Raw genomic sequence first — 19,881 nt, 5'->3', positions numbered from 1 at the left:
AACCGCCCTGTAATCACGTCGCTTTAACCGCTCAATCGATCCGGCGGACCTTTTTATCCTCCGGCGCAATCGAGATGCGGACTGTTTCGCCCGACTGGCCGGGGAAGTCAGTGAACATGGCTTCGACCAGGTTGGGCACCAGATATTGCAAACGGTTGCTGGTCGATGCCGCCTGGGCTTTACCCTCGAAGATCCGTTCGCCGTCGGCCGCACGGTCGATCTTCAGGTCGATCCCGCTGGTGTAAACGGTCTGGCTGGTCAGGCCGTCATCGAAAAACGGATCATGCCAGCCATATCCCCACCGCGAAAATCCGGGATGATAAAACCTGCTGCGATAGCGGTTGTAGCCGAACCATGGCCGATAGAACGGGTCGGCATAGCCAAATCCGGTCCGGCGGATACGCTCGCGCCCCTTGTCCACTCCATAATCGAAGCGGACCAGCAACGTGGCATTTTCAGGCGAACTTTCGGTATAGCCGAGCTGAAGCATCTCGGCTTCGACAAAGTCGGCATAGCGCGAAAATTCCAGCCCGCCGGCAAGCGCGGGATCATCCGCGATTACAGCGAAGGTCTGGCCCTGCGGAGCAGGAAGCTGTGTCTGGAAGCGGGAAACATCTGCGTTGAACGGCGTGGCGCAGGCAGCAAGCCCAGCCAGCAACAGTGGCGCGGTGGCCAGTTTTGCGGTGCGGCCCCACCTGGTCGAAAATCCGGTCATCATAAACCCCTTTGAAAACAGAACAAACAGCGGCTCTGAAACAAGGACTCAGGGCTTCGCGCATTCATCTGGATGTGCGGGGTCTATCCTAACATGACTGAACCTACGTTGAATATAGCGACTGACAAACGTCAACCATAATAGGATCTTAACCGCGCAACAGGCCCAGCGCGCCATATGACGCGGCCAACGTGGGTGCAGCAATCTCGCGCGCCCTGGACGCTCCCTTGGCGAGGATCGCATCGAGCGCTTCATCATCGCCGCGAAGGGTCTTGTAACGCTCCGATATCGGACTGAGTACTTCGACCATCAATTCTCCCAGTGCCGGCTTGAATTTGCCAAAGCCTTCGCCAACGAAATCTGCCAGCACCTCGTCCGCTGTCTTACCCGCCAGCGCGGCATATATCGTGACCAGATTGCGCGCCTCGGGCCGACCTTCCAATTCCTTTGACGCCGCAGGCAACGGGTCGGAATCCGTTTTGGCCTTTTTCACTTTCTTCATGATCGTATCGGCATCATCGACCAGATTGATGCGGCTCGCATCGGAAGGATCGGATTTGCTCATCTTTGCCTCGCCGTCGCGCAGGGACATGATCCGCGCAGCATGGGGCGGCATGATCGGGTCGGGCAGCGTGAATACCGGTTTGTCATCAGGGCAAAAATCATTGTTGAATTTCTGCGCAATGTCGCGCGCCAGTTCCAGATGTTGTTTCTGATCATCACCAACGGGCACATGCGTCGCCTGATACAGCAGGACATCTGCTGCCTGCAGGATGGGGTAGGCGTAAAGCGCGATGCTGGCGCTTTCGCGGTTCTTGCCCGATTTATCCTTGAACTGGGTCATCCTGTTCAGCCACCCCATCCGGGCGGTCCCGCTCAGCAACCATTGTAATTCGGCATGGGCCGGAACCTGTGCCTGATTGAACAGGATCGAGCGGTCGGGATCGATCCCGCAGGCCACCAGTGCAGCGGCCATGTCGCGGGTGCCCGAACGCAGTTCGGCCGGATCATGCGGCATCGAAATTGCGTGCAGGTCTGCAAGGAAAAACAGGCACTGGCCGTGATCCGAAATCTCGTCCTGCATACGCACCCAGTTGCGGATCGCGCCCAGATAGTTGCCGAGATGGAGATTGCCGGTCGGCTGGATGCCGGAAACTACACGCATTGTACTTGTCCGTTACTACTCTTGAGGGTCGGCCGGCTGGACGGCTTTTTTGCGGCGTAGCTGGGCGAGCAGGTCTTTGTCGATAGCGCCGATCAGCAAGGCTACGCCAAAAAACACGATCATCCCGGCCAAAACAAGCGCGCTTAACGACCATACCCGGTCGAGCACTGTCCCGCCAAAATAGGGTGTCAGCACCGGCATCAGCAAATAAAGTGCAGCCGCCATGGCCGCGGTCGCTACGATTTGCCGGGCGATCTTGCCTGTCAGTTTCCAGCTCCAGTGAAACCAGCCGCGGCGCTGGAGGATCGTGTAGAGCAGCAACACGTTAAGGCTGGCTGTAAAGGCTGTCGCGCCGGCAAGACCGACGATCCCGTAACGCGGAACGACGTAGAAATTAATCGCGATGTTTACGATCAGGGCGCCCGCCGCGATCCAGACCGGCGTTTTGGTATCTTCGCGGCTGAAAAATGCGGGCTGGAATACCTTGACCAACACATAGGAGGGCAGACCAATCACCAGTGCAACGGTGATGCTCGCCATGATGCCGGTATCGCTGGCGGTCATTTTCCCCGCTTCGAAGAAAGCTGTCGTGAATGCTCCGGCGCACACCGCCAGTGCAGCCGCGGCGGGCAGCGTGAGAAGCAGGGCCATCTCCACAGCATTGGCCTGCAGCCGCTGGGCCTCGCGGTCGTCGCCCGACTGGATATGGCGGGCCAGCATCGGCAAAATCGCCGTTCCCAGTGCAATGCCGATGATGCCGAGGGGCATCTGGTTAAGCCGGTCAGCAAATTTGAGGAGGGTAAGTGAACCTTGCGGCAAAGTCGTTGCGAAGAATGTGTCGACGAACTGGCTAATCTGGTAAATGCCCGCACCGAAGGTAGCCGGCAAGATCAGGACGGAGAGCCGCTTGACCTGGGGCGTGATCGCAGGGCGGCGCAATTTCAGCTGAACCCCCGCCTTGCGCGTAGCCCAGACCATATAAGCAACCTGCGCCGCACCCGCGATAGCCAGGCCGAAAGCGAGCGCATAGGCCAGCACTTCATCATTCATCGTGTCGCCGCGCAGCCAATATCCTGTGCCGATTGAAGCTATCAGCACAACATTTAGCAAAACCGGCGCGAATGCCCCGGGCGCGAAGCGTGATCGCGCATTAAGCACTCCCGACAGCATCGCCACCAGACTGACCAGCGCCAGATAGGGGAAAGTTATGCGTGACAGGCTGACTGCAAGTTCGAATTTCCCCGGCACATCCTGATAGTCGCGCGCAAGAAGCCATACCAGGCCTGGCATCGCCAGCATCGCGGCAGCAGAAAAGCCCAATAACACCCAGACAAATACGGCCATGACATCATTGGCAAATTTTTGCGCTGCGGCCTCGCCACCGCCTTCTTCGTGCAAAGCGCGCGAATACATCGGCACAAAGGCGACCGAAAAAGCGCCTTCGGCAAACAGCCGCCTGAATGTGTTAGGCAGGATAAAGGCAATCTGCCACGCGTCGGCCGCCGCGCCAGCGCCCAGAGCGCGGGCGAGCAACATATCGCGAACGAAGCCAAACACCCGGCTGACTGCAGTCAACCCGCCGATTGTTCCGACATTTTTGACGAGGCTCATGCCGCTAGCCTGTTCACCCTATGCCCGAAATAGCTCAGGCGTTGCCGGGAGCAGGCGCTGCACCAGCTTCTTCAGCCTGTTTTTGCTGCAACTGCTGCAGATACAATCCGTTGAAATCGATCGGGTCAAGCATTAGCGGCTGGAAGCCTGCATCGCGGATGGCATCAGCGATCACCCGCCGCGCGAAGGGAAACAGTATCCGCGGCGCTTCGGCATACAGAAAGGCATGCGCCTGGTCGTCGGGCAAATTGCGCATCCCGACAAGGCCGCAATAGCTCAGTTCGACCATATAAAGATCGCCTTCGTCGGCCTTGGCGCTGCAATTGATCTTCAGTTCGACTTCGCGGATTTCATCGTTCACTTCGGTTGCGGCAATATTGAATTGCAAGTTCACATCGGGCTGCGACTGGTAATTGAAACAGTCGGGCGCATTGGGATTTTCGACCGACAGATCTTTCACATATTGCGAAATTATGCCTGCCACCGGCTGATTGTCCGCGCCATTGGCTGAAGGGTTTTCGTTAATATCGGTAATGATGTCGCCTTCGTCGGCCATGTCTGTATGCTTTCGGTTGATTCACTAAACAGCCGCGCAGGTATTTGGCGGCCGGGTCGGCGGCGCGATTAGCACCGACTACTATGCAGGGCAACTTGGCGAATATGGCTTTGCACCGCGAAAATACCGCCTAAGCCAAGATTATTGTGCTGCACATCGCTTGTTCATTTGTAATTGCTTACCATTTAAGGCACGATTGAAGCATTGGTCGCGGCTCACGCACTGGGCCGCCAAAAGCATATCGGGAAACGGGTTTTACGTGGGTATCATTGAAATTGTCATCCTTGCCATGATCGCGGCATTTCTGGGTCTTCGCCTGTATTCGGTGCTGGGCCAGCGGGCAGAACACGAAGAAGAGCACGCGCCCAGCCGGTTTGACGGGCCGCAAACAAAGTCCGGCGGCGCGCCGCGACTGGCGCCTGCGCCTGTTGCAGTGCCCAAAAGGGCACTCCCCGGAATCGCTCCGGCTGTGGAAACCGGGGTTCGTGATATCGCCGCTGCCGATCGCAGTTTTGACATTCTCCGTTTCCTCGATGGCGCAAAAGGCGCGTACGAAATGGTGCTCGAGGCATTCTGGAGCGGCGACCGCGAGACATTGCGCGAACTGTGCGATGACGATGTTTATACCAGTTTCGATACCGCGATTGCCGCCCGCGAAGAAGCTGGTCAAACGCTCGACAACAAATTGATCCGGATCGAAGACGCGCTGATCCATTCTGCCATGCTTGACGGACGGGTTGCGCGCGTCGCCGTGCGGTTTGTTGCGGATATTGCCACGGTCGTGCGTGACAAGGATGGCAATCTCATTGCCGGTTCGCTGGACGACGCCGCCGAAAGCCGCGACATCTGGACATTCTCGCGCGACTTGAATGCTGCGGGGCCGGACTGGATACTCGACGAAACAGACGAAGGATAATCGGCACATGACGCGATTGCTGCGCGGCCTTGGTATCGGCGCAGCATTGGCGCTGTTGGGCGGATGCGCCGGGATAATTCCCGAAACCGGTGCGCCGGTGGCTGGGCCGGCACCGGTTCCGCTGCCGCCTACCGCTGCCAATACCACCGTCCTTACGCCGGCCCCGCTGCCCGCCGCGGCGACCGCGGTGCTGACCGGTGTGAGCGCTGGCCCGGGCATCGCTGCGCTGGGTTTGTCTATCGAGGATGCGCGGACTGCGCTGGGCTCCTTTATCGAAAGCTGCCCCCGCGTGTTGTCGCGCAGCGACCAAAGCGGCCTGACGTTGAACGAAGACTGGCGCGAGGCCTGCGCCGCCGCCGCAGGCTGGCCGGTGCTCGAGGGCGCGGCATTTTTTACGCGCTATTTCGAAGCTGTGCAGATTGGCGAAGGAAAGGCGTTTGCGACGGGTTACTTCGAACCCGAAATTGCCGGCGTTCGTGACAAACGCGCCGGCTTCGATGTGCCCGTTTACCGTTTACCGGATGATCTGGTGCGCGGATGGCCAGCCGACACTCCAGAAACGGAGCGGACGGGGCGCGCCCCGCTTGGCCGTTATGATGAAAATGGTGAATTCGTGCCGTATTTTGATCGCACGCAGATCGAAGAGGGCGCGTTGGCCGGACGCGGTCTCGAAATCGGCTGGGCGGCCGATCCGGTGGAGATGTTCTTCCTGCAAATCCAGGGCTCAGGGCGCCTGCGCGCGCCTGACGGCACGGTTATGCGTATCGGCTATGCCGGGCAGAACGGGCGCGGTTACACAGGCATAGGCGGCGTTATGCGCGAACGCGGTCTGCTGGGCGATGGGCCGGGCCAATATGCCGGTTCGATGCAAGGTATCGTGCAATATATCCGCGACAATCCTGAAGATGGGCGCGATCTGATGCGGCTCAACCAGAGCTGGATTTTTTTTCGTGAATTGACCGGTGACGGTCCGCTTGGCGCGCTGAACGTGCCGGTGCGCCGCGAATCGTCGGTTGCAGCAGACCCGCAATACGTTCCGCTGGGCGCGCCGGTCTGGCTGCAGCTTGATCGCGGCGAGGCCAACGGGCTGTGGATCGCGCAAGATACGGGCGGGGCAATCAAGGGTCCCAACCGGTTTGACACTTTCTGGGGCGCCGGCGATGATGCACGGCAAATTGCCGGCGGGATGAGCGGGCGCGGCCAGGCATTGCTGTTGTTGCCAAAACCGAGCGTCAATCGCCTTCTAAAGCGATGACCCATCCGCGCGGCTTGAGCGCTGACGAGGCTGCGCTGTGGGAGCAAGTCGCGGCGACAGTTGTCCCGCTGGACCGCGGGCCAACTGTGCGAAAGACCCTCCTTCCGGCTAATCCACCACCACCACGATCGTTAGCGCCGGACAAGCGTATTCAGGGGCGGGTTCCTGCCCCCGCACCGCCCAAGGCAAACCCGCAACCCCCGCCGCAAACCGGCCGGACCGGACTTGATGCATCGTGGGAACGCAAACTGTCCAGGGCCTCCATCGACCCGGATTACACGCTGGACCTGCACGGTCACAATCTTGACGCGGCTTATGTCCGGCTTGATCGCGGCTTGCGTCAGGCCCGCGCAATGGATGCGCGTCTGGTGCTGGTGATTACCGGAAAGCCGCGCCCGGTCGATGCTGCCGACCGCGGATCGATGCGCGGCGCGATCAGGGCCAAGATACTCGATTGGCTGGCCGCTGGGTCACATGGTTCAGCCATCGCCGCGATCCGCAATGCGCACCGCCGCCACGGGGGTGAAGGCGCGTTGTATATCGTGCTCAAACGCCAGCGCTGAAGCCAGTCTGCAGCATCAGCCGCATTGCGCGCGGTGCAGCAGTTTGTGATCTGCCAGAACCAGCGCCATCATCGCTTCCACCACCGGTGTTCCGCGAATTCCGACGCAGGGATCATGGCGCCCTTTGGTACGGATTTCAGCTGCGTTGCCTTCATTGTCGATGGTCTCGACCGGCGTGAGGATGGAACTGGTCGGTTTGAAAGCCACGCGGCACACGACCGGCTGTCCGGTTGAAATACCGCCTGCAATGCCCCCGGCATGATTGGCCTTGAATTGGGGATCACCATCATGACCGGGCCGCATGGCGTCAGCATTTTGCTCACCCGATAGCCGCGCAGCGCCGAAACCGTCACCGACTTCGAATGCCTTGACCGCATTGATGCCCATCATACCCGCCGCCAGGTCAGCATCCAGCTTGGCATAAACCGGCGCTCCCCATCCGGCAGGCACACCTTCCGCCACGCATTCGACGATTGCTCCCAGCGAAGAGCCTGCCTTGCGGGCATCATCAACCAGTTTTTCCCAGCGTTTGGCGGCCCACGCATCGGGACAGAAGAAGGGATTATTGCCAATCTCGTCAAAATTCATGGCTTCGCGGTCGATGGCGTCGCCGCCGAGCTCGCTGACATAGGCGGTTATCTTAACCCCGGGGATGACCAGCCTTGCAACCCCGCCAGCAGCAACGCGCATCGCGGTTTCACGCGCAGAACTGCGCCCGCCGCCGCGATAGTCGCGAAAACCATATTTCGCGTCATAGGAATAATCTGCATGGCCGGGCCGATATGCCTTGGCGACTTCGGAATAATCCTTTGATCGCTGGTCAACATTGTCGATCATCAAGCCGATCGATGTGCCGGTGGTTTTGCCTTCGAATACGCCAGAGAGGATTTTGACCTGATCGGGCTCCTTACGCTGCGTCGTGAATTTGGACGTGCCGGGTTTGCGCGCATCCAGAAACGGCTGAAGGTCTGCTTCGCTTAGCTGGAGACCCGGCGGGCACCCGTCAACCATCGCACCGATGGCCGGCCCATGGCTTTCGCCCCAGGTTGAAAAACGGAAGGTTCTACCGAATGTGTTGACGCTCATGCGGGTGTTCCTGTCGGATTCGCGTAAATCTGTCCATAAGCTATGCGGTTAAAGCTCTGGTCAAAACGCTTGGGAGCGGGCAGGAACAAACCATGCCCAGGGAACCGAGATGATTGCAAAGCTGAAGGGCCTGCTCGACGAAACCGGTTCCGACTGGGCGGTGATCGATGTGCAGGGTGTTGGCTATCTCGTCCATTGCAGTGCGCGGACGCTTGCGGCGCTGGGTGATCAGGGAGAAGCCTGCACCGTCTTCACCGATTTGCAGGTCAGCGAAAACGACATGCGGCTGCTTGGCTTTGCGGAAGCGGGCGAGCGTGACTGGTTCCGTTTGCTCACCAGCGTGCAGGGGGTGGGCTCAAAAGTCGGGCTGGCGATCCTTTCGGCGCTTTCCCCCGGTGAAATCCGCGATGCCTGCGCTGGCGGTGATGCCGCAATGGTAGCACGCGCGAACGGCGTGGGGCCGAAACTGGCGGGCCGGATCGTCAATGAATTGAAGGACAAGGCGGGCGCATTGCCTGCTTTGGGTCCGGGCGGCGGCGGCGCAGCTTTGCCGAAAAGCGGTGCGAGCGCGGATGCGGTTTCAGCCTTGCAGAACTTGGGCTTCAAACCCGCGATTGCCGCGCAAGCAGTGGCGGAGGCACAAGGCGAGTTGGGCGAGGGCGCGGATCTGAATGCGCTAGTGCGGGCGGCATTGAAAAGGGCGTCGAAGTGACCGCGGGGAAGACAGTCGCAGCATTTTTCAACTGCGTTTCATCCGCCAATACCTGGGCACAGGACGATGTCCGATTGGACACGGACAACTTCCCGGACAGTTGTGGTGCGCGGCATTACACATCAGAAAACTGCCCTGTTGAATGACCGATAACCCCATCCTCAACCCCGAACGCGCACCGGAGGATCCGGATGCGGCGCTTCGGCCCAAAACGCTTGACGAATTTATCGGGCAGGAGGCGGCGCGCGGTAATCTGCGGGTTTTTATCGAGGCCGCGAAATCGCGCGCCGAGGCGCTGGACCATGTGTTGTTTTTCGGACCGCCCGGTCTTGGGAAAACCACGCTGGCGCAAATTGTGGCCAAGGAACTGGGCGTGGGGTTCCGCGCCACTTCCGGCCCGGTTATCGGCAAGGCTGGTGATCTTGCGGCATTGCTGACCAATCTGGAAGAGGGCGATGTCCTGTTCATCGACGAGATTCACCGGCTTAATCCGGTGGTCGAAGAAGTGCTCTATCCCGCAATGGAAGACCGCGCGCTCGATCTGATTATCGGCGAGGGGCCATCGGCGCGCAGCGTGCGGATCGATCTGCCTCCCTTTACGCTGGTGGGGGCAACCACGCGGCAGGGGCTGCTCACAACGCCACTGCGCGACCGCTTCGGCATTCCGGTGCGGCTGAATTTCTACACCGAGGAAGAGCTGACCCGCGTCGTCACTCGTGCTGCGGGCAAGCTGGATGTGACAATTGACCCAGCGGGCGCTTTGGAAATTGCCCGCCGGGCCCGCGGAACGCCGCGCGTTGCAGGCCGGTTGATGCGCCGGGTGCGCGACTTTGCCCATGTCGCGGGTGACGGGATCGTGAATCGCAAGGTGGCGGACGAAGCGTTGACCCGGCTGGAGGTTGACCGGCTTGGCCTCGATGCGATGGATCGCCGCTATCTCACCATGATTGCCGATATCTACAAAGGCGGGCCGGTAGGCGTAGAAACGCTTGCCGCCGGCCTTTCGGAGCCGCGCGATACGGTAGAGGAAGTGATCGAACCTTTCCTGATCCAGCTGGGTCTGGTCGCGCGGACGGCGCGCGGGCGGTGTCTGAACGACTCGGCGTGGGCACACCTCGACATGACCCCTCCGCGGCCGGACCCGCAGACCGGCCAGACAGGGTTGTTTGACGATAAAAGTTAACAACCGCTTCGGATTTGTCTCCCGAACGGTTCCACTATGGGACAGGTCATGCAGGACCGCCCCTCTCAATCGATAAAAACGGCCCGAACCGCGTGAAAACGCGGTTAACAGCATTGTAGCGACGCCGCTTATCCCGTTCTCTGGCATGACAGGGAAGCCCCCGGACCGGACCCGCCGCTTCGTAGCTTCCTCAAGGATGAACAAGAGAGTTTGCATATGTCCGTACGTATGGCCTTAGCAAAATTGTCCGCGACCGCGGCCGGTGGCGCGCTGCTCGCAGGTGGCGCAGTCCACGTTGCGGAGAAACCGGCGACCGACAGCCCGTCCTATAACAAGAGCGTGAAGGCGGTTAAGTACGTCAAGGAACGCCCACCTCGTGTGACGCGTCATGTGCCCAGGCAGGTCAAGCGCAATCGCCGCATCGTGCGCGAGGTGACCGAATGTGTCCCCGTTCCGATGGGCGGGGCCGGACATTCCTACCCGGTTGAAGCAAACGGCGCCCGTGCGGGTGGGGCCAATGTCGTTGGCGCCGACGGATGCCCGCCGCTTTACCGTTATGCCATGGCACCGGTGCCGATGCCCGTTCCGCTTCCCCCGCAGCCAGGCTTTGCCGGCGGCGGCGGCGGCGGTGTAACCGTGGTTGGCGGCAGCGGCGGATTTGGCGGCGGATTTGGCGGCGGATTTGGCGGCGGTTTCTTTGGCGGCGGATCGAGCGGTGGCAGTGTGGTGGTCGATAATTCGACATCCACTTCCACCTCGACATCGTCTTCGGGCGGTGAGGGTGAAGCCATCAACATCGATATCGATAACAGCAATAACGGCGGCTCCACCTCGACCTCCTCAGGCGGTGGTTCGACATCGACGTCTTCGGGCGGCAGCTCGACTTCAACCGGCGGTCTGAGCAGCACCACGACAAGTTCGACAGGTGGCAGTTCCACGGGCGGCAGTTCGACCTCAAGCTCCACTGGCGGTATCACGAGCACCACTGGCGGCGTGACCAGCACTACCGGCGGCGTGACCAGCACGACCGGCGGTGTCACCAGCACCAGTTCGACTTCGGGTAACGTCACATCGTCCACCAGCAGTTCGACATCGTCATCAACCTCGTCTTCGACGTCCAGTTCGACATCGACATCCAGTTCGACAAGTTCGAGCAGTTCAAGCAGTTCTTCGACCAGCGGAGATATTTCTACCAGCGGCATGAGCTCCACCAGCGGTACGCAAGTGCCCGCTCCGCCGATGATGATTCTTTTCGGTGCGGGGGCAGCCGCCATCCTCGGCCGCCGCAAACTGCGCCGTAAGAAGGTGCGTTGAGCCCGCCACCCTGAGCCAACCACCTGATGGAAAGGGCGGCCCCCCAAACCGGGAGGCCGCCCTTTTTATATCTGCCCCGGCGACTGCCTGCGCCGCGCCGGATGCCTGATAATCAGACCGCTAAATTCCGCAGAACGTACTGCAGGATGCCGCCGTTTCGGTAATACTCCATCTCGTTGGCCGTATCGATGCGGCAGTGGGCCATGAAGCTGCCAACCGACCCGTCTGCGCGCTTCACTTCGACTTCGACTTCCTGGCCGGGCGCAAGATCGGCCAGCCCCTTGATCGTGAAGCTGCTATCGCCCGTCAGGCCGAGCGTTTCGCGCGTGTCGCCGGCTTTGAACTGAAGCGGCAACACGCCCATCCCGATCAGGTTGGAGCGGTGAATACGCTCGAAGCTTTCGACCATCACCGCGCGCACACCAAGCAAAATCGTGCCCTTGGCCGCCCAGTCGCGGCTGGAGCCGGTGCCGTATTCCTTGCCGCCGATCACCACCAGCGGTGTGCCGTCGGCCTTGTGTTTCATGGCGGCGTCGTAAATCGCCATCTGTTCGCCATTGTATTTGGTCACGCCGCCTTCGACGCCGGGGACCATTTCGTTCTTGATCCGGATGTTGGCAAAGGTGCCGCGCATCATCACTTCGTGATTGCCGCGGCGCGAACCGTAGGAATTGAAATCGGCCTTCGCGACCTGGTTGGATTTGAGATATTCGCCAGCCGGCGAATCTTCCTTGATCGAACCCGCGGGCGAAATATGGTCCGTGGTGACCGAATCGCCCAGCACAGCCAGCGGCTTCGCGTCGATGATATCCGCAACCGGTTCCGGCTTCATTTCCATCCCTTCGAAATAGGGCGGGTTGGCGACATAGGTGCTGCCCGGGCGCCACTGGTATGTGTCGCTGCCGGTCACATCGATTGCCTGCCAGTGTTCATCGCCTTCATAGACGTTGGCATAGCGCGCTTCGAACATCCCGCGATCGATCGAGCTCATGCGCAGTTCGTTGATTTCGGCATTGCTGGGCCAGATGTCTTTCAGATAGACATCGGCGCCGTCACGGTCCTGACCGATCGGGGTATCGACCATGTCTGTCGTGACCGTGCCGCGCAGCGCATAGGCAACCACAAGCGGCGGTGATGCGAGAAAGTTTGCCTGCACATCGGGCGATACGCGGCCTTCGAAATTGCGGTTCCCCGACAGGACCGATGCAGCGACGATGTTGTTGGCGTTGATCGCCTTGCTGATCGGCGGGGCCAGCGGCCCGGAATTGCCGATGCAGGTTGTGCAGCCATAGCCCACCAGATCAAAGCCGATGGCATTAAGATGTTCCTGCAGGCCGGCTTTGACCAGATAATCGGTAACCACCTGCGATCCGGGGGCGAGGCTGGTTTTCACCCATGGCTTGGGCAACATCCCGCGCTCGTTGGCCTTTTTGGCAACAAGCCCGGCTGCAATCAGGACATCGGGGTTGGACGTGTTGGTGCAGCTGGTGATGGCTGCGATCACCACGTCACCGTCGCCGATGTCGTGATCCTTGCCTTCGACCGCGACGCGCTCGGGTCCGGATTTCTTGAACAGTTTGGTCAGATCCGAATTGAACAATTCGTCCACGTCGGGCAGCGCCACCTTGTCTTGCGGCCGCTTGGGCCCGGCGAGCGAGGGGACGACGCTGGCAATATCGAGAGCGAGCGTACTGGTAAACACCGGCTCGTTTTCAGGCGTAAACCACATGCCCTGTTCTTTGGCATAGGCTTCGACCAGCGCAAGCTGGCTTTCCTCGCGGCCGGTAAGGCGCAGATATTCCAGCGTTTTGTCGTCGATGCCGAAAAAGCCGCAGGTTGCGCCATATTCGGGGGCCATGTTGGCGATAGTGGCCCGGTCGGCCAGCGACAGGGAGGAAACGCCGGGGCCGTAAAACTCGACGAAGCGGCCCACCACGCCCACTTCGCGCAGCATCTGCACGCAGGTCAGCACCAGGTCGGTTGCGGTCACGCCTTCGGCCATTGCGCCGGTCAGTTTGAAGCCGACCACTTCGGGCAAGAGCATCGATATCGGCTGGCCGAGCATTGCCGCTTCGGCTTCGATCCCGCCGACACCCCAGCCAAGAATGCCCAGACCGTTGATCATCGTGGTGTGGCTGTCGGTCCCCACGCAAGTGTCGGGATAGGCGACCATCGTGCCGTCCGGATCTTCCGTAGCCCACACGCAGCGGCCGATGTTTTCAAGGTTCACCTGATGGCAAATACCGGTGCCGGGAGGGACTGCGCTGAAATTGTCGAGGCTCTTGGAACCCCACTTCAGAAAGTCGTACCGCTCCGCATTGCGCTGGTATTCCATCGCCATATTGTGCTCGAACGCCTTGGGATGGCCAAACTCGTCAACCATGACCGAGTGATCGATGACGAGATGGACCGGCACCTGCGGATTGATCTTCGACGTATCGCCGCCCAGTTTCGCAATGGCATCGCGCATCGCGGCCAGATCGACCACGCACGGCACGCCGGTGAAATCCTGCAGCAGGACGCGTCCGGGGCGATACTGGATTTCGCTGCCCGTCCTGGGGTCTTTCTGCCAGTCGGCGATCTTCTGGATGTCGTCCTGCGACACGGTAAATCCGGCGTCTTCGAAGCGCAGCAGATTTTCCAGCAGCACTTTCATGCTGAACGGCAGCCGGCTGACATCGCCGATCGTCTCCGCCGCCTTGGCGAGCGAATAATAGGCGTATTCCCTTCCTTCGACAGTCATGGTGCTGCGGGTTGAGAGTGTGTCCTTGCCGACCTTGGTCATGGAGAGGATATTCCTTTCATTGTTCCGGTGCTCGTACCCGCGAAAATGGTGGGGAGCAGTGTGATGCTGCAACTGCGCGGTAGCGGCCCCGAGGTCAAGGGGAGCGAGCCCAAAAACACCCCCTTTGCGGCCAGAAAGCCCGCTAAAGTGCGGTTTGGATCGTGCGTTTGCGGGTGGCAATCCAGCAGCCGATGACAATCAGCCCGGCACCGGCAATCGTCGGTACCGTGACAGGCTCGGCAAAAAACAGCCAGCCAAACCAGGCTGCCCACAAAAGTCCGCTATATTCGATAGGCACCAGCGCCTGGGCCTGGGCCCTGCTATATGCCCAGCTCAGCACGATTACCGCAGCCACTGCCAGCACCGCTCCGCCGGAAATATCGATCCAGACGCGGCTGTTGTCGGGCCATACCAGCGCGAAGGGTGCGGCGACGAGCAGGATCAGACTGACGATCGCGTTCTGAAACGCGGCAACTTCCCGTGGCCGCGCGACCAGAGCCTGTTCGCGCTGCAGGACCAGATTGTAAGCGTAGAGCAGCGCGGACAGGGTGATCGCGCCAAGCCCGAGCAGCGCATCGCGCGACATTTCGGTCTGGTCGATCCGCGAACCTGCAATAATGGCCACACCGATCAGTCCCAGAATGGCAGCGATGATCGCTTTGCGCTCGATTTTCTCGCCCAGCAGAATGGCTGCGAGATACAGGGCAAGCAGGGGTGCGATGAACGAGATGGCGATGGCTTCGGCCAGCGGCAGGCGGACCAGCGCGAAGAAAAAAGTGAAAGCCATCGCCGCGCCCACGAAGCCGCGCCGGATATGGATTCTCAAAACCGGTCCGGCGGGCCATTTGCCGCCGCCAAACCACCAGATCGGGCCGATGATCGCAATGCCGATCAGTGAGCGCAGCATCAGCGCACTATACGCCCCGACCGCGATGGACGCTGATTTCATGAGCGCGTCCATCAGCGAAAACAGCCCGACCCCGATGAACGTGGCCAGATACGGCATCAGATGATGGTCGCGGTTGACGCTGGAAAACCTGGCAGACGGCATGGGCGGGGTGTAATCACGCAGTGCCGCGCCGTCATCTCAATTGATCGGCGGGGCGGAAATTGCCTGAATTTCAGGATATTCAGGAAACAGTCAGTCGCCGGCCTTGATGAATGCGCTGATTTGGCAGTATGTTTGCCGACAAGTGGCCGGCATTATAACAAGACGTTGGCTGCCGGGACTCGCAACTCAAAGGGTGCAGGGATGATATCGCGTAAATTTTCGCAGAAACTGATGCTCGGCATGGCCGCGCTGGCAATGCCGGCCGTGCTTGCCGCACAAGACGCTGGTGCGCCAAAAGATTTGTTACCCATCCGCGATATTCCTGCGCCAACCGCTGAGCCGGTTGTTCAGGACGCGCAGCCGGTTGTGCAGGAAACTTTCCCGGCCCTGCAGGAATGGTCCGGCCGTGATCTCGACGCTTTGCTCGATGTGATCGAAAATATTACCGGCGAAGGCCTGAACCCGGCGGATTACGAACCAGAAGTACTGCGTGCCGCGATGGCAAGCGGTACTGCCGGTGAAGTGAACGCTGCCGCCAGCACCAGCTTTGCATGGCTGATCGAGGATTTGCGCGATGGCCGCACCCCGATGAGCGCGCGCAAGCAGTGGTTTGTCGTTGATCCCGACCCCGATCTGATGCCGACCAACGAAATGATGGCGCGTGCGCTGGAAACCGGTGATATCGCCGGCGTGCTGGATAGCGTGAAACCGACGCACCGCGATTATGCCCGCCTGCGCGAAGAACTCGCCAAGGCAAGGCAGCCCGATCGGATTGCCAGTATTCGTGCGAATATGGATCGCTGGCGCTGGCTTGCGCGCGATCTGGGGCCGCAATATCTGATGACCAATGTGCCAGAATATCAGCTGCGGCTGACAGTCGGTGACGAGATTATCCGCACTTACAGGACGATCGTCGGCAAACCCGGCCGCACCGCGACGCCGCAACTGGCCGAGGAGGTTGAAGGGATTGTATTCAATCCGACCTGGACCGTTCCGCAAAGCATCGTGAAGGGCGAAGGTCTGGGCGCAAAGGTCCTGGGCAACCCGGCATGGGCGCGCCGCGCCGGATATACTGCGACCAAGGGCGAAAATGGCTGGGTGACGGTGGTGCAGCAGCCCGGCCCGGGCAATTCGCTTGGCCAGATGAAGCTCGACATGCCCAATCGCCACGCGATCTTCCTGCATGACACGCCGTCCAGAGGCCTGTTCAACCGCGACGACCGCGCGTTGAGCCACGGCTGTATCCGTACCGAACGGGCGCTGGAACTGGCCATCACGATGGCCATTCTCGGGCAGGGCGCCGACTCGCAGGAAGCGGTCGATATTTCGACTTCGGGCAAATATACGCGCGTGCCGATCAAGAAGAAGATGCCGGTTTACATCACCTATTTCACGATGGCGCAGGACATCGACGGCAACCTTGCGACATTTGCCGATATCTATGATCGTGATGCACCGGTTCTGGCCAGTTTTGCGCAGCCACGCGAAATTACCCGCCCGCGTGTGACGAGCGAGGAAGCGGTCGAGATAATCGACGATATGCGTACCTGAATTTGAAAGGGCGTAATGCGGGTTAGAGGCCGGGTGGAAGTATTCCGCCAAGCCGCTGCCCGCTGTCCGCCGCGGAATCCCTGACGGGCGGCGGAGGCGTGACAATGCTTCCATCGCCGGCCAGTCCCAAACGGTCGGCAAAGATCAGCCGCCCGCCCGACAGGTTCCACAATGCCTCGCGGAAATTGTCCGGCCCCATTGCAAAACAGCCGTTGGAACGACCGAGCCTGCCCCAGCGATCGACATGGGATTGCGTGGCATAGGTTGCCGCATGGGCCACGATCGCACGGTCCAGCGCCATCGAATTGTCGGGGTTCAATCCGCCCAGCCGGATCGAAGTGCCAAATCGGCCCTTGTACCATTCCCATGTCACAAAGGCGCCGCGGCTGGTCGCGTTGGAGCCGTAACGGTTGGAGAAATTGTTCAGCCAGCCATCATGTTCCGGATCGGAACCGGTCCCGTGACTGACGAGGAAAGAGCGGACTTCGCTGCGTTCCAGGTTGACGAAATGGAACCGCTCGCTGGCCGAATGGAGGCCGAAATCGGCGATACCGACCATATCCTTGCGCCATATTGCCTCACCCGCCTTGTCGAGCTCGCGCCTGGCAATTTCGAATAATCTGGCATCGCGCAGTCCATAGCTACGCGCCTGCGCAAACAGTTTGCCCGGAACGGCGGCCACACCGCCCATCGCCAGCGCCCCCTTGAGCAGGGTACGGCGCGGCATTTTCGATAGAATTTTCTGGGTCATAAAATCGGCTTTATCATGCAGAGCCTATCCTAAATCTGAACGTCCCCTGCTGCAAGCGCTGAGGACCGGGTCTTAGCTGCCCAATGTCATCTGATCCGCTTCCACCCGCATTCCGCCGACTTGCTGCAGAAACGACTGGCCAAGCAGCGAAACATCCAGTCCTTCGGGAATTATGACCGCCTGAATGTTGCGCGCTTCGAGATCGCCGATAGTCATCCGGTCGATCACCGTGGGCGTGCCCAGCACGTCGCCGCTCGCGCCGCGGCCGATTGGGCGGATTTCGCTTTCGTCCCAATATATGCCCATATCGCGCGCGTCGCTGCCCGTCAGCGCGACTATGCTGGCGCCGGTATCGACCATCACGCGGTAGTCGCGCGAATCCACCGTTGCGACAGCATAAAAATGTCCGTCACTCGAACGGCTCAGCACATGGTCGGAAACCGACAGTCTGCCCGGGCCTGATACTGTCCCGCGGCCCCAATCGCCCGCCCCGCCAACATATTCGCGTTTGACAGGGTCGGGGCGCGGGTCGCTGCGTTCAAGGCCGGGCGCCATGAAATTGGGCACGATCCAGCCAAGCATCATCGCGCCAAGCACCAGAAAAAAGATCTGTTTTCCCATCGTAACGATCAGAGTAATCCTAGGTGCTTAATCCAGGGTAAACAGACGCGCGGGTGTTGCGCGCCAAACAGCCCGAAAAACGCCGGTCAGGGCAGAGGAAACGCGGCCAGTTCGGCAAAGATTTCGTCTTCGCTGCGGCTGGCGGTATTGCGCCAGCTTCCCGCGCTGCCGCGGTTGAGCAACGCCGCGTCCGGTGCGACAACCAGAACGGTCGGGGTGCCGACGATTTCACCGATCCCGAAACGCTGCGCTATTTCAAGATTGCGCGCATCGCCGCGCTGCGGATTGCCCACGTCGATATAGACCACTTCGAAGCGCGATGCCGCCATTGCGGCAAACCGCGGGGTTTGCATCCATCCGGCAAAGGCGCGGCTGTCGTGACACCAGTTTGCGCCCATCACCAGCAGAACATTCCGGCTGTTTTCGCGTGCCCGTTGCAGCGCGCGCGCGACCTCTGCCGCGCTGTCGCCAGCAGGGTCGAACAGTCTGGCTTCGGGATGCAGCGGCGCGGTTGCGGCTGCACCGGGCCGGGTGGCTGCACATCCGCCAAGCGCGCTTGCAAATAGCGCCGCAGCCAGCACAGCGTATTTCATCGCGGCTGGTGCTGGGCCCGTGCGGCAACGGCCAGCCGCTGGAGGCCGGGCATCCCGACCGCGATGGCTTCCTGAAAACCGCCCATGACCGCCAGTTTGGGGCTGCCCTGCGCCATCAGCTTGGCGACAGTTCTGCCGGTGGGGTCCAGCCTGACTTTCGCCAGCCATGCGGCGATTTTCGGATTTTGCGACCAGGCGCCGCGGTTCATGAAATTGATCAGCATCCCCAGCGGATATGTATTGGGCGTATCTGTCAGCGGCGCGGGCGTGCCGAGCGCATTTTTGGTCGCGTCATCATCAAAGTTCGCTTCGAGAAAAGCCGAAAGTGCGGCGCTCAGCGTGACCAGCGGAACGTGCAGTGGTTGCAGGACAATCGTATCCCCGCGAAATTGCGGTCCGTGCTCGCGGTTCTCGCTAAAGGGAACAGCGGTCGCGGTGCAATCGATGAACAGCGCGTCTTGCGGCACGGCTTTTACGTGATCGGCAAAGGTAAGCTTGCCGCGTTCAATCGCGGTAACCCGTCCGTGGCGGATGACGTTCCTGATTTTCCGCAGCAATTCGACCTCGCCTTCGGAAATCGTGGCATAGTGGAACATTTCGGGTTTTACGTCCGGATCAAGCCTGAGCATATAGCCGCCGCGTCCCAGTATTTCGAACATCTCGTCACCCGTTTCGGCCTGGGCCGCGGCTTTGAGCTGGGCAATCTGGTTATCGACGACAGCCTCGAAAAAATCTGGTCCGGGCTGCGTATAGGTCCGGTTGATGAGCCACGAATCGCGCGGGCGGACCCATGAAATATTTTCGGGCAGCACGCCCGCTTCGAGCAGCCAGACGCCCGCATCCATCGCGGTTTTGCCGGCCCCCACGATCACATAATGGCCCGGCAGATCATCGCCGCGCATCCACAGATCGGGCAGATCGCCAGGGATCGCCAGCGGGGTTCCTTCGGCCACGTCATACTGGCGTTTGTGCGTTGCGGGGACGGAGGTTTTGTAGAAGGTCGCGTCGACTATCTTGCGGCGGATTTTGACCGTGGTTTCGTGGCCCGACAGGATCGACTTGAACGTGCCGACCAGGTCCTCGTCCTTGCCCAGATATTCGGACAGCGGATGGTAACCGACCCTCCCGCTGGGCAGGAACCGGCGGTTCATCAGATGCGAGAAATAGGCCGAAACCTCGGTCCCGCTGGCGAGCGGGTACAGACCCTTGTTCGGCCCGTGATCGTCAATCACATCATCGCCAAAGCCCACCGAATTGACGCCGTAGAAAGCGGATGGCTGGTGCAGCGCGACGAAGGAATAGGCATCATTCCAATGGCCGCCGGGCTTGGCGTGCTTGTCAACGATGGTGACATGGCAATCGGGGTCTTCATCGAGCAGCGTATCGACGAATGCCAGACCCACCGCGCCAGCACCGATGACGAGGTAATCTGTTTCAAAGTCGGCCATTTCAA

Annotated in this window: 18 protein-coding genes; 6 read left to right on the top strand and 12 right to left on the bottom strand. The window is 60.4% G+C overall.

Going from position 1 to position 19,881, the window contains the following annotated elements; all coding sequences use genetic code 11:
• Window positions 1–31 precede the first annotated feature (31 nt).
• The 4 genes from WFP06_RS11540 to secB form a co-directional block, all read right to left on the bottom strand.
• The gene (locus WFP06_RS11540) at window positions 32–715 is read right to left on the bottom strand and encodes a DUF4136 domain-containing protein (RefSeq protein ID WP_336987689.1); all 684 of its coding nucleotides are present in this window, start codon (window positions 713–715) and stop codon (window positions 32–34) included.
• A 148-nt stretch (window positions 716–863) separates the two neighbouring features.
• The gene (trpS, locus tag WFP06_RS11535; protein WP_336987309.1) at window positions 864–1,880 is read right to left on the bottom strand and encodes a tryptophan--tRNA ligase; all 1,017 of its coding nucleotides are present in this window, start codon (window positions 1,878–1,880) and stop codon (window positions 864–866) included.
• A 15-nt stretch (window positions 1,881–1,895) separates the two neighbouring features.
• On the bottom strand, window positions 1,896–3,491 hold the full coding sequence (gene murJ / locus WFP06_RS11530) for a murein biosynthesis integral membrane protein MurJ (protein ID WP_336987308.1): 1,596 nt from the start codon (window positions 3,489–3,491) through the stop codon (window positions 1,896–1,898).
• 34 nt (window positions 3,492–3,525) lie between these two features.
• A complete protein-coding gene (secB, locus tag WFP06_RS11525; protein WP_336987307.1) occupies window positions 3,526–4,047 on the bottom strand; it encodes a protein-export chaperone SecB in 522 nt (173 codons plus the stop codon).
• 289 nt (window positions 4,048–4,336) lie between these two features.
• On the opposite strand from secB, the gene WFP06_RS11520 reads away from it, so the two are divergent.
• From WFP06_RS11520 to WFP06_RS11510, 3 genes are read left to right on the top strand one after another with little or no spacing between them, the layout of a single operon-like run.
• Window positions 4,337–4,963 (top strand): Tim44/TimA family putative adaptor protein, encoded by a 627-nt coding sequence (locus WFP06_RS11520; protein WP_419716250.1) that lies wholly within the window; start codon window positions 4,337–4,339, stop codon window positions 4,961–4,963.
• Between the two features lie 7 nt (window positions 4,964–4,970).
• Window positions 4,971–6,218, top strand: a complete 1,248-nt coding sequence (gene mltA / locus WFP06_RS11515; RefSeq protein ID WP_336987306.1) for a murein transglycosylase A — start codon at window positions 4,971–4,973, stop codon at window positions 6,216–6,218.
• On the top strand, window positions 6,215–6,781 hold the full coding sequence (locus WFP06_RS11510; RefSeq protein WP_336987305.1) for a Smr/MutS family protein: 567 nt from the start codon (window positions 6,215–6,217) through the stop codon (window positions 6,779–6,781). Before mltA ends, WFP06_RS11510 begins: the two co-directional genes overlap by 4 nt.
• A 15-nt stretch (window positions 6,782–6,796) precedes the next feature.
• Here the strand turns inward: WFP06_RS11510 and aroC are convergent, their stop codons facing one another.
• The gene (gene aroC, locus WFP06_RS11505; RefSeq protein ID WP_336987304.1) at window positions 6,797–7,867 is read right to left on the bottom strand and encodes a chorismate synthase; all 1,071 of its coding nucleotides are present in this window, start codon (window positions 7,865–7,867) and stop codon (window positions 6,797–6,799) included.
• A gap of 109 nt (window positions 7,868–7,976) precedes the next feature.
• On the opposite strand from aroC, the gene ruvA reads away from it, so the two are divergent.
• Together ruvA and ruvB are read left to right on the top strand one after the other, a co-directional pair.
• Window positions 7,977–8,579, top strand: a complete 603-nt coding sequence (ruvA, locus tag WFP06_RS11500; RefSeq protein WP_336987303.1) for a Holliday junction branch migration protein RuvA — start codon at window positions 7,977–7,979, stop codon at window positions 8,577–8,579.
• Window positions 8,580–8,721: 142 nt separating this feature from the next.
• Entirely contained in the window at window positions 8,722–9,762 is a 1,041-nt protein-coding gene (gene ruvB / locus WFP06_RS11495; RefSeq protein WP_336987302.1) for a Holliday junction branch migration DNA helicase RuvB, read from the top strand.
• A gap of 554 nt (window positions 9,763–10,316) precedes the next feature.
• Here the strand turns inward: ruvB and WFP06_RS11490 are convergent.
• The 3 genes from WFP06_RS11490 to WFP06_RS11480 all read right to left on the bottom strand — a co-directional run bounded on the left by WFP06_RS11490 (window position 10,317) and on the right by WFP06_RS11480 (window position 14,912).
• Window positions 10,317–11,036, bottom strand: a complete 720-nt coding sequence (locus tag WFP06_RS11490) for a hypothetical protein (protein WP_336987301.1) — start codon at window positions 11,034–11,036, stop codon at window positions 10,317–10,319.
• A 152-nt stretch (window positions 11,037–11,188) separates the two neighbouring features.
• Window positions 11,189–13,861: an aconitate hydratase AcnA gene (acnA, locus tag WFP06_RS11485; RefSeq protein WP_336987300.1), complete on the bottom strand. Its 2,673-nt coding sequence runs from the start codon at window positions 13,859–13,861 to the stop codon at window positions 11,189–11,191.
• Window positions 13,862–14,003: 142 nt separating this feature from the next.
• Window positions 14,004–14,912, bottom strand: coding sequence for a DMT family transporter (locus tag WFP06_RS11480; protein ID WP_336987299.1), 909 nt, complete (start codon window positions 14,910–14,912; stop codon window positions 14,004–14,006).
• 201 nt (window positions 14,913–15,113) lie between these two features.
• Here WFP06_RS11480 and WFP06_RS11475 point away from each other — a divergent pair, with 201 nt between their 5' ends.
• Entirely contained in the window at window positions 15,114–16,463 is a 1,350-nt protein-coding gene (locus WFP06_RS11475) for a L,D-transpeptidase family protein (protein WP_336987298.1), read from the top strand.
• 22 nt (window positions 16,464–16,485) lie between these two features.
• Here WFP06_RS11475 and WFP06_RS11470 read toward each other — a convergent pair whose 3' ends face one another.
• The 4 genes from WFP06_RS11470 to WFP06_RS11455 all read right to left on the bottom strand — a co-directional run bounded on the left by WFP06_RS11470 (window position 16,486) and on the right by WFP06_RS11455 (window position 19,876).
• The gene (locus WFP06_RS11470) at window positions 16,486–17,214 is read right to left on the bottom strand and encodes a murein L,D-transpeptidase catalytic domain-containing protein (protein ID WP_419716226.1); all 729 of its coding nucleotides are present in this window, start codon (window positions 17,212–17,214) and stop codon (window positions 16,486–16,488) included.
• 72 nt (window positions 17,215–17,286) lie between these two features.
• Window positions 17,287–17,835, bottom strand: a complete 549-nt coding sequence (locus tag WFP06_RS11465) for a retropepsin-like aspartic protease family protein (RefSeq protein ID WP_336987297.1) — start codon at window positions 17,833–17,835, stop codon at window positions 17,287–17,289.
• Between the two features lie 86 nt (window positions 17,836–17,921).
• A complete protein-coding gene (locus WFP06_RS11460) occupies window positions 17,922–18,428 on the bottom strand; it encodes a thioredoxin family protein (RefSeq protein ID WP_336987296.1) in 507 nt (168 codons plus the stop codon).
• Complete coding sequence (locus tag WFP06_RS11455) at window positions 18,425–19,876, bottom strand: NAD(P)-binding protein (protein ID WP_336987295.1); 1,452 nt, start codon at window positions 19,874–19,876, stop codon at window positions 18,425–18,427. The genes WFP06_RS11460 and WFP06_RS11455 overlap by 4 nt, the downstream gene beginning before the upstream one ends.
• Window positions 19,877–19,881: the final 5 nt, after the last annotated feature.

The sequence above is a fragment of the Altererythrobacter aquiaggeris genome (assembly GCF_037154015.1).
GTDB lineage: Bacteria > Pseudomonadota > Alphaproteobacteria > Sphingomonadales > Sphingomonadaceae > Aestuarierythrobacter > Aestuarierythrobacter aquiaggeris.
Note: the sequence above shows the minus strand (reverse complement) of the source record. Positions and strands in the feature narration are given on the sequence as shown.

What these genes read in the sequence shown, in the direction of transcription:
- WFP06_RS11540 (WP_336987689.1), bottom strand. Translation starts at nt 715, where the DNA reads ATGACCGGATTTTCGACCAGGTGGGGCCGCACCGCAAAACTGGCCACC.
- trpS (WP_336987309.1), bottom strand. Translation starts at nt 1,880, where the DNA reads ATGCGTGTAGTTTCCGGCATCCAGCCGACCGGCAATCTCCATCTCGGC.
- murJ (WP_336987308.1), bottom strand. Translation starts at nt 3,491, where the DNA reads ATGAGCCTCGTCAAAAATGTCGGAACAATCGGCGGGTTGACTGCAGTC.
- secB (WP_336987307.1), bottom strand. Translation starts at nt 4,047, where the DNA reads ATGGCCGACGAAGGCGACATCATTACCGATATTAACGAAAACCCTTCA.
- WFP06_RS11520 (WP_419716250.1), top strand. Translation starts at nt 4,337, where the DNA reads ATGATCGCGGCATTTCTGGGTCTTCGCCTGTATTCGGTGCTGGGCCAG.
- mltA (WP_336987306.1), top strand. Translation starts at nt 4,971, where the DNA reads ATGACGCGATTGCTGCGCGGCCTTGGTATCGGCGCAGCATTGGCGCTG.
- WFP06_RS11510 (WP_336987305.1), top strand. Translation starts at nt 6,215, where the DNA reads ATGACCCATCCGCGCGGCTTGAGCGCTGACGAGGCTGCGCTGTGGGAG.
- aroC (WP_336987304.1), bottom strand. Translation starts at nt 7,867, where the DNA reads ATGAGCGTCAACACATTCGGTAGAACCTTCCGTTTTTCAACCTGGGGC.
- ruvA (WP_336987303.1), top strand. Translation starts at nt 7,977, where the DNA reads ATGATTGCAAAGCTGAAGGGCCTGCTCGACGAAACCGGTTCCGACTGG.
- ruvB (WP_336987302.1), top strand. Translation starts at nt 8,722, where the DNA reads ATGACCGATAACCCCATCCTCAACCCCGAACGCGCACCGGAGGATCCG.
- WFP06_RS11490 (WP_336987301.1), bottom strand. Translation starts at nt 11,036, where the DNA reads ATGGCGGCTGCCCCCGCACCGAAAAGAATCATCATCGGCGGAGCGGGC.
- acnA (WP_336987300.1), bottom strand. Translation starts at nt 13,861, where the DNA reads ATGACCAAGGTCGGCAAGGACACACTCTCAACCCGCAGCACCATGACT.
- WFP06_RS11480 (WP_336987299.1), bottom strand. Translation starts at nt 14,912, where the DNA reads ATGCCGTCTGCCAGGTTTTCCAGCGTCAACCGCGACCATCATCTGATG.
- WFP06_RS11475 (WP_336987298.1), top strand. Translation starts at nt 15,114, where the DNA reads ATGATATCGCGTAAATTTTCGCAGAAACTGATGCTCGGCATGGCCGCG.
- WFP06_RS11470 (WP_419716226.1), bottom strand. Translation starts at nt 17,214, where the DNA reads ATGACCCAGAAAATTCTATCGAAAATGCCGCGCCGTACCCTGCTCAAG.
- WFP06_RS11465 (WP_336987297.1), bottom strand. Translation starts at nt 17,835, where the DNA reads ATGGGAAAACAGATCTTTTTTCTGGTGCTTGGCGCGATGATGCTTGGC.
- WFP06_RS11460 (WP_336987296.1), bottom strand. Translation starts at nt 18,428, where the DNA reads ATGAAATACGCTGTGCTGGCTGCGGCGCTATTTGCAAGCGCGCTTGGC.
- WFP06_RS11455 (WP_336987295.1), bottom strand. Translation starts at nt 19,876, where the DNA reads ATGGCCGACTTTGAAACAGATTACCTCGTCATCGGTGCTGGCGCGGTG.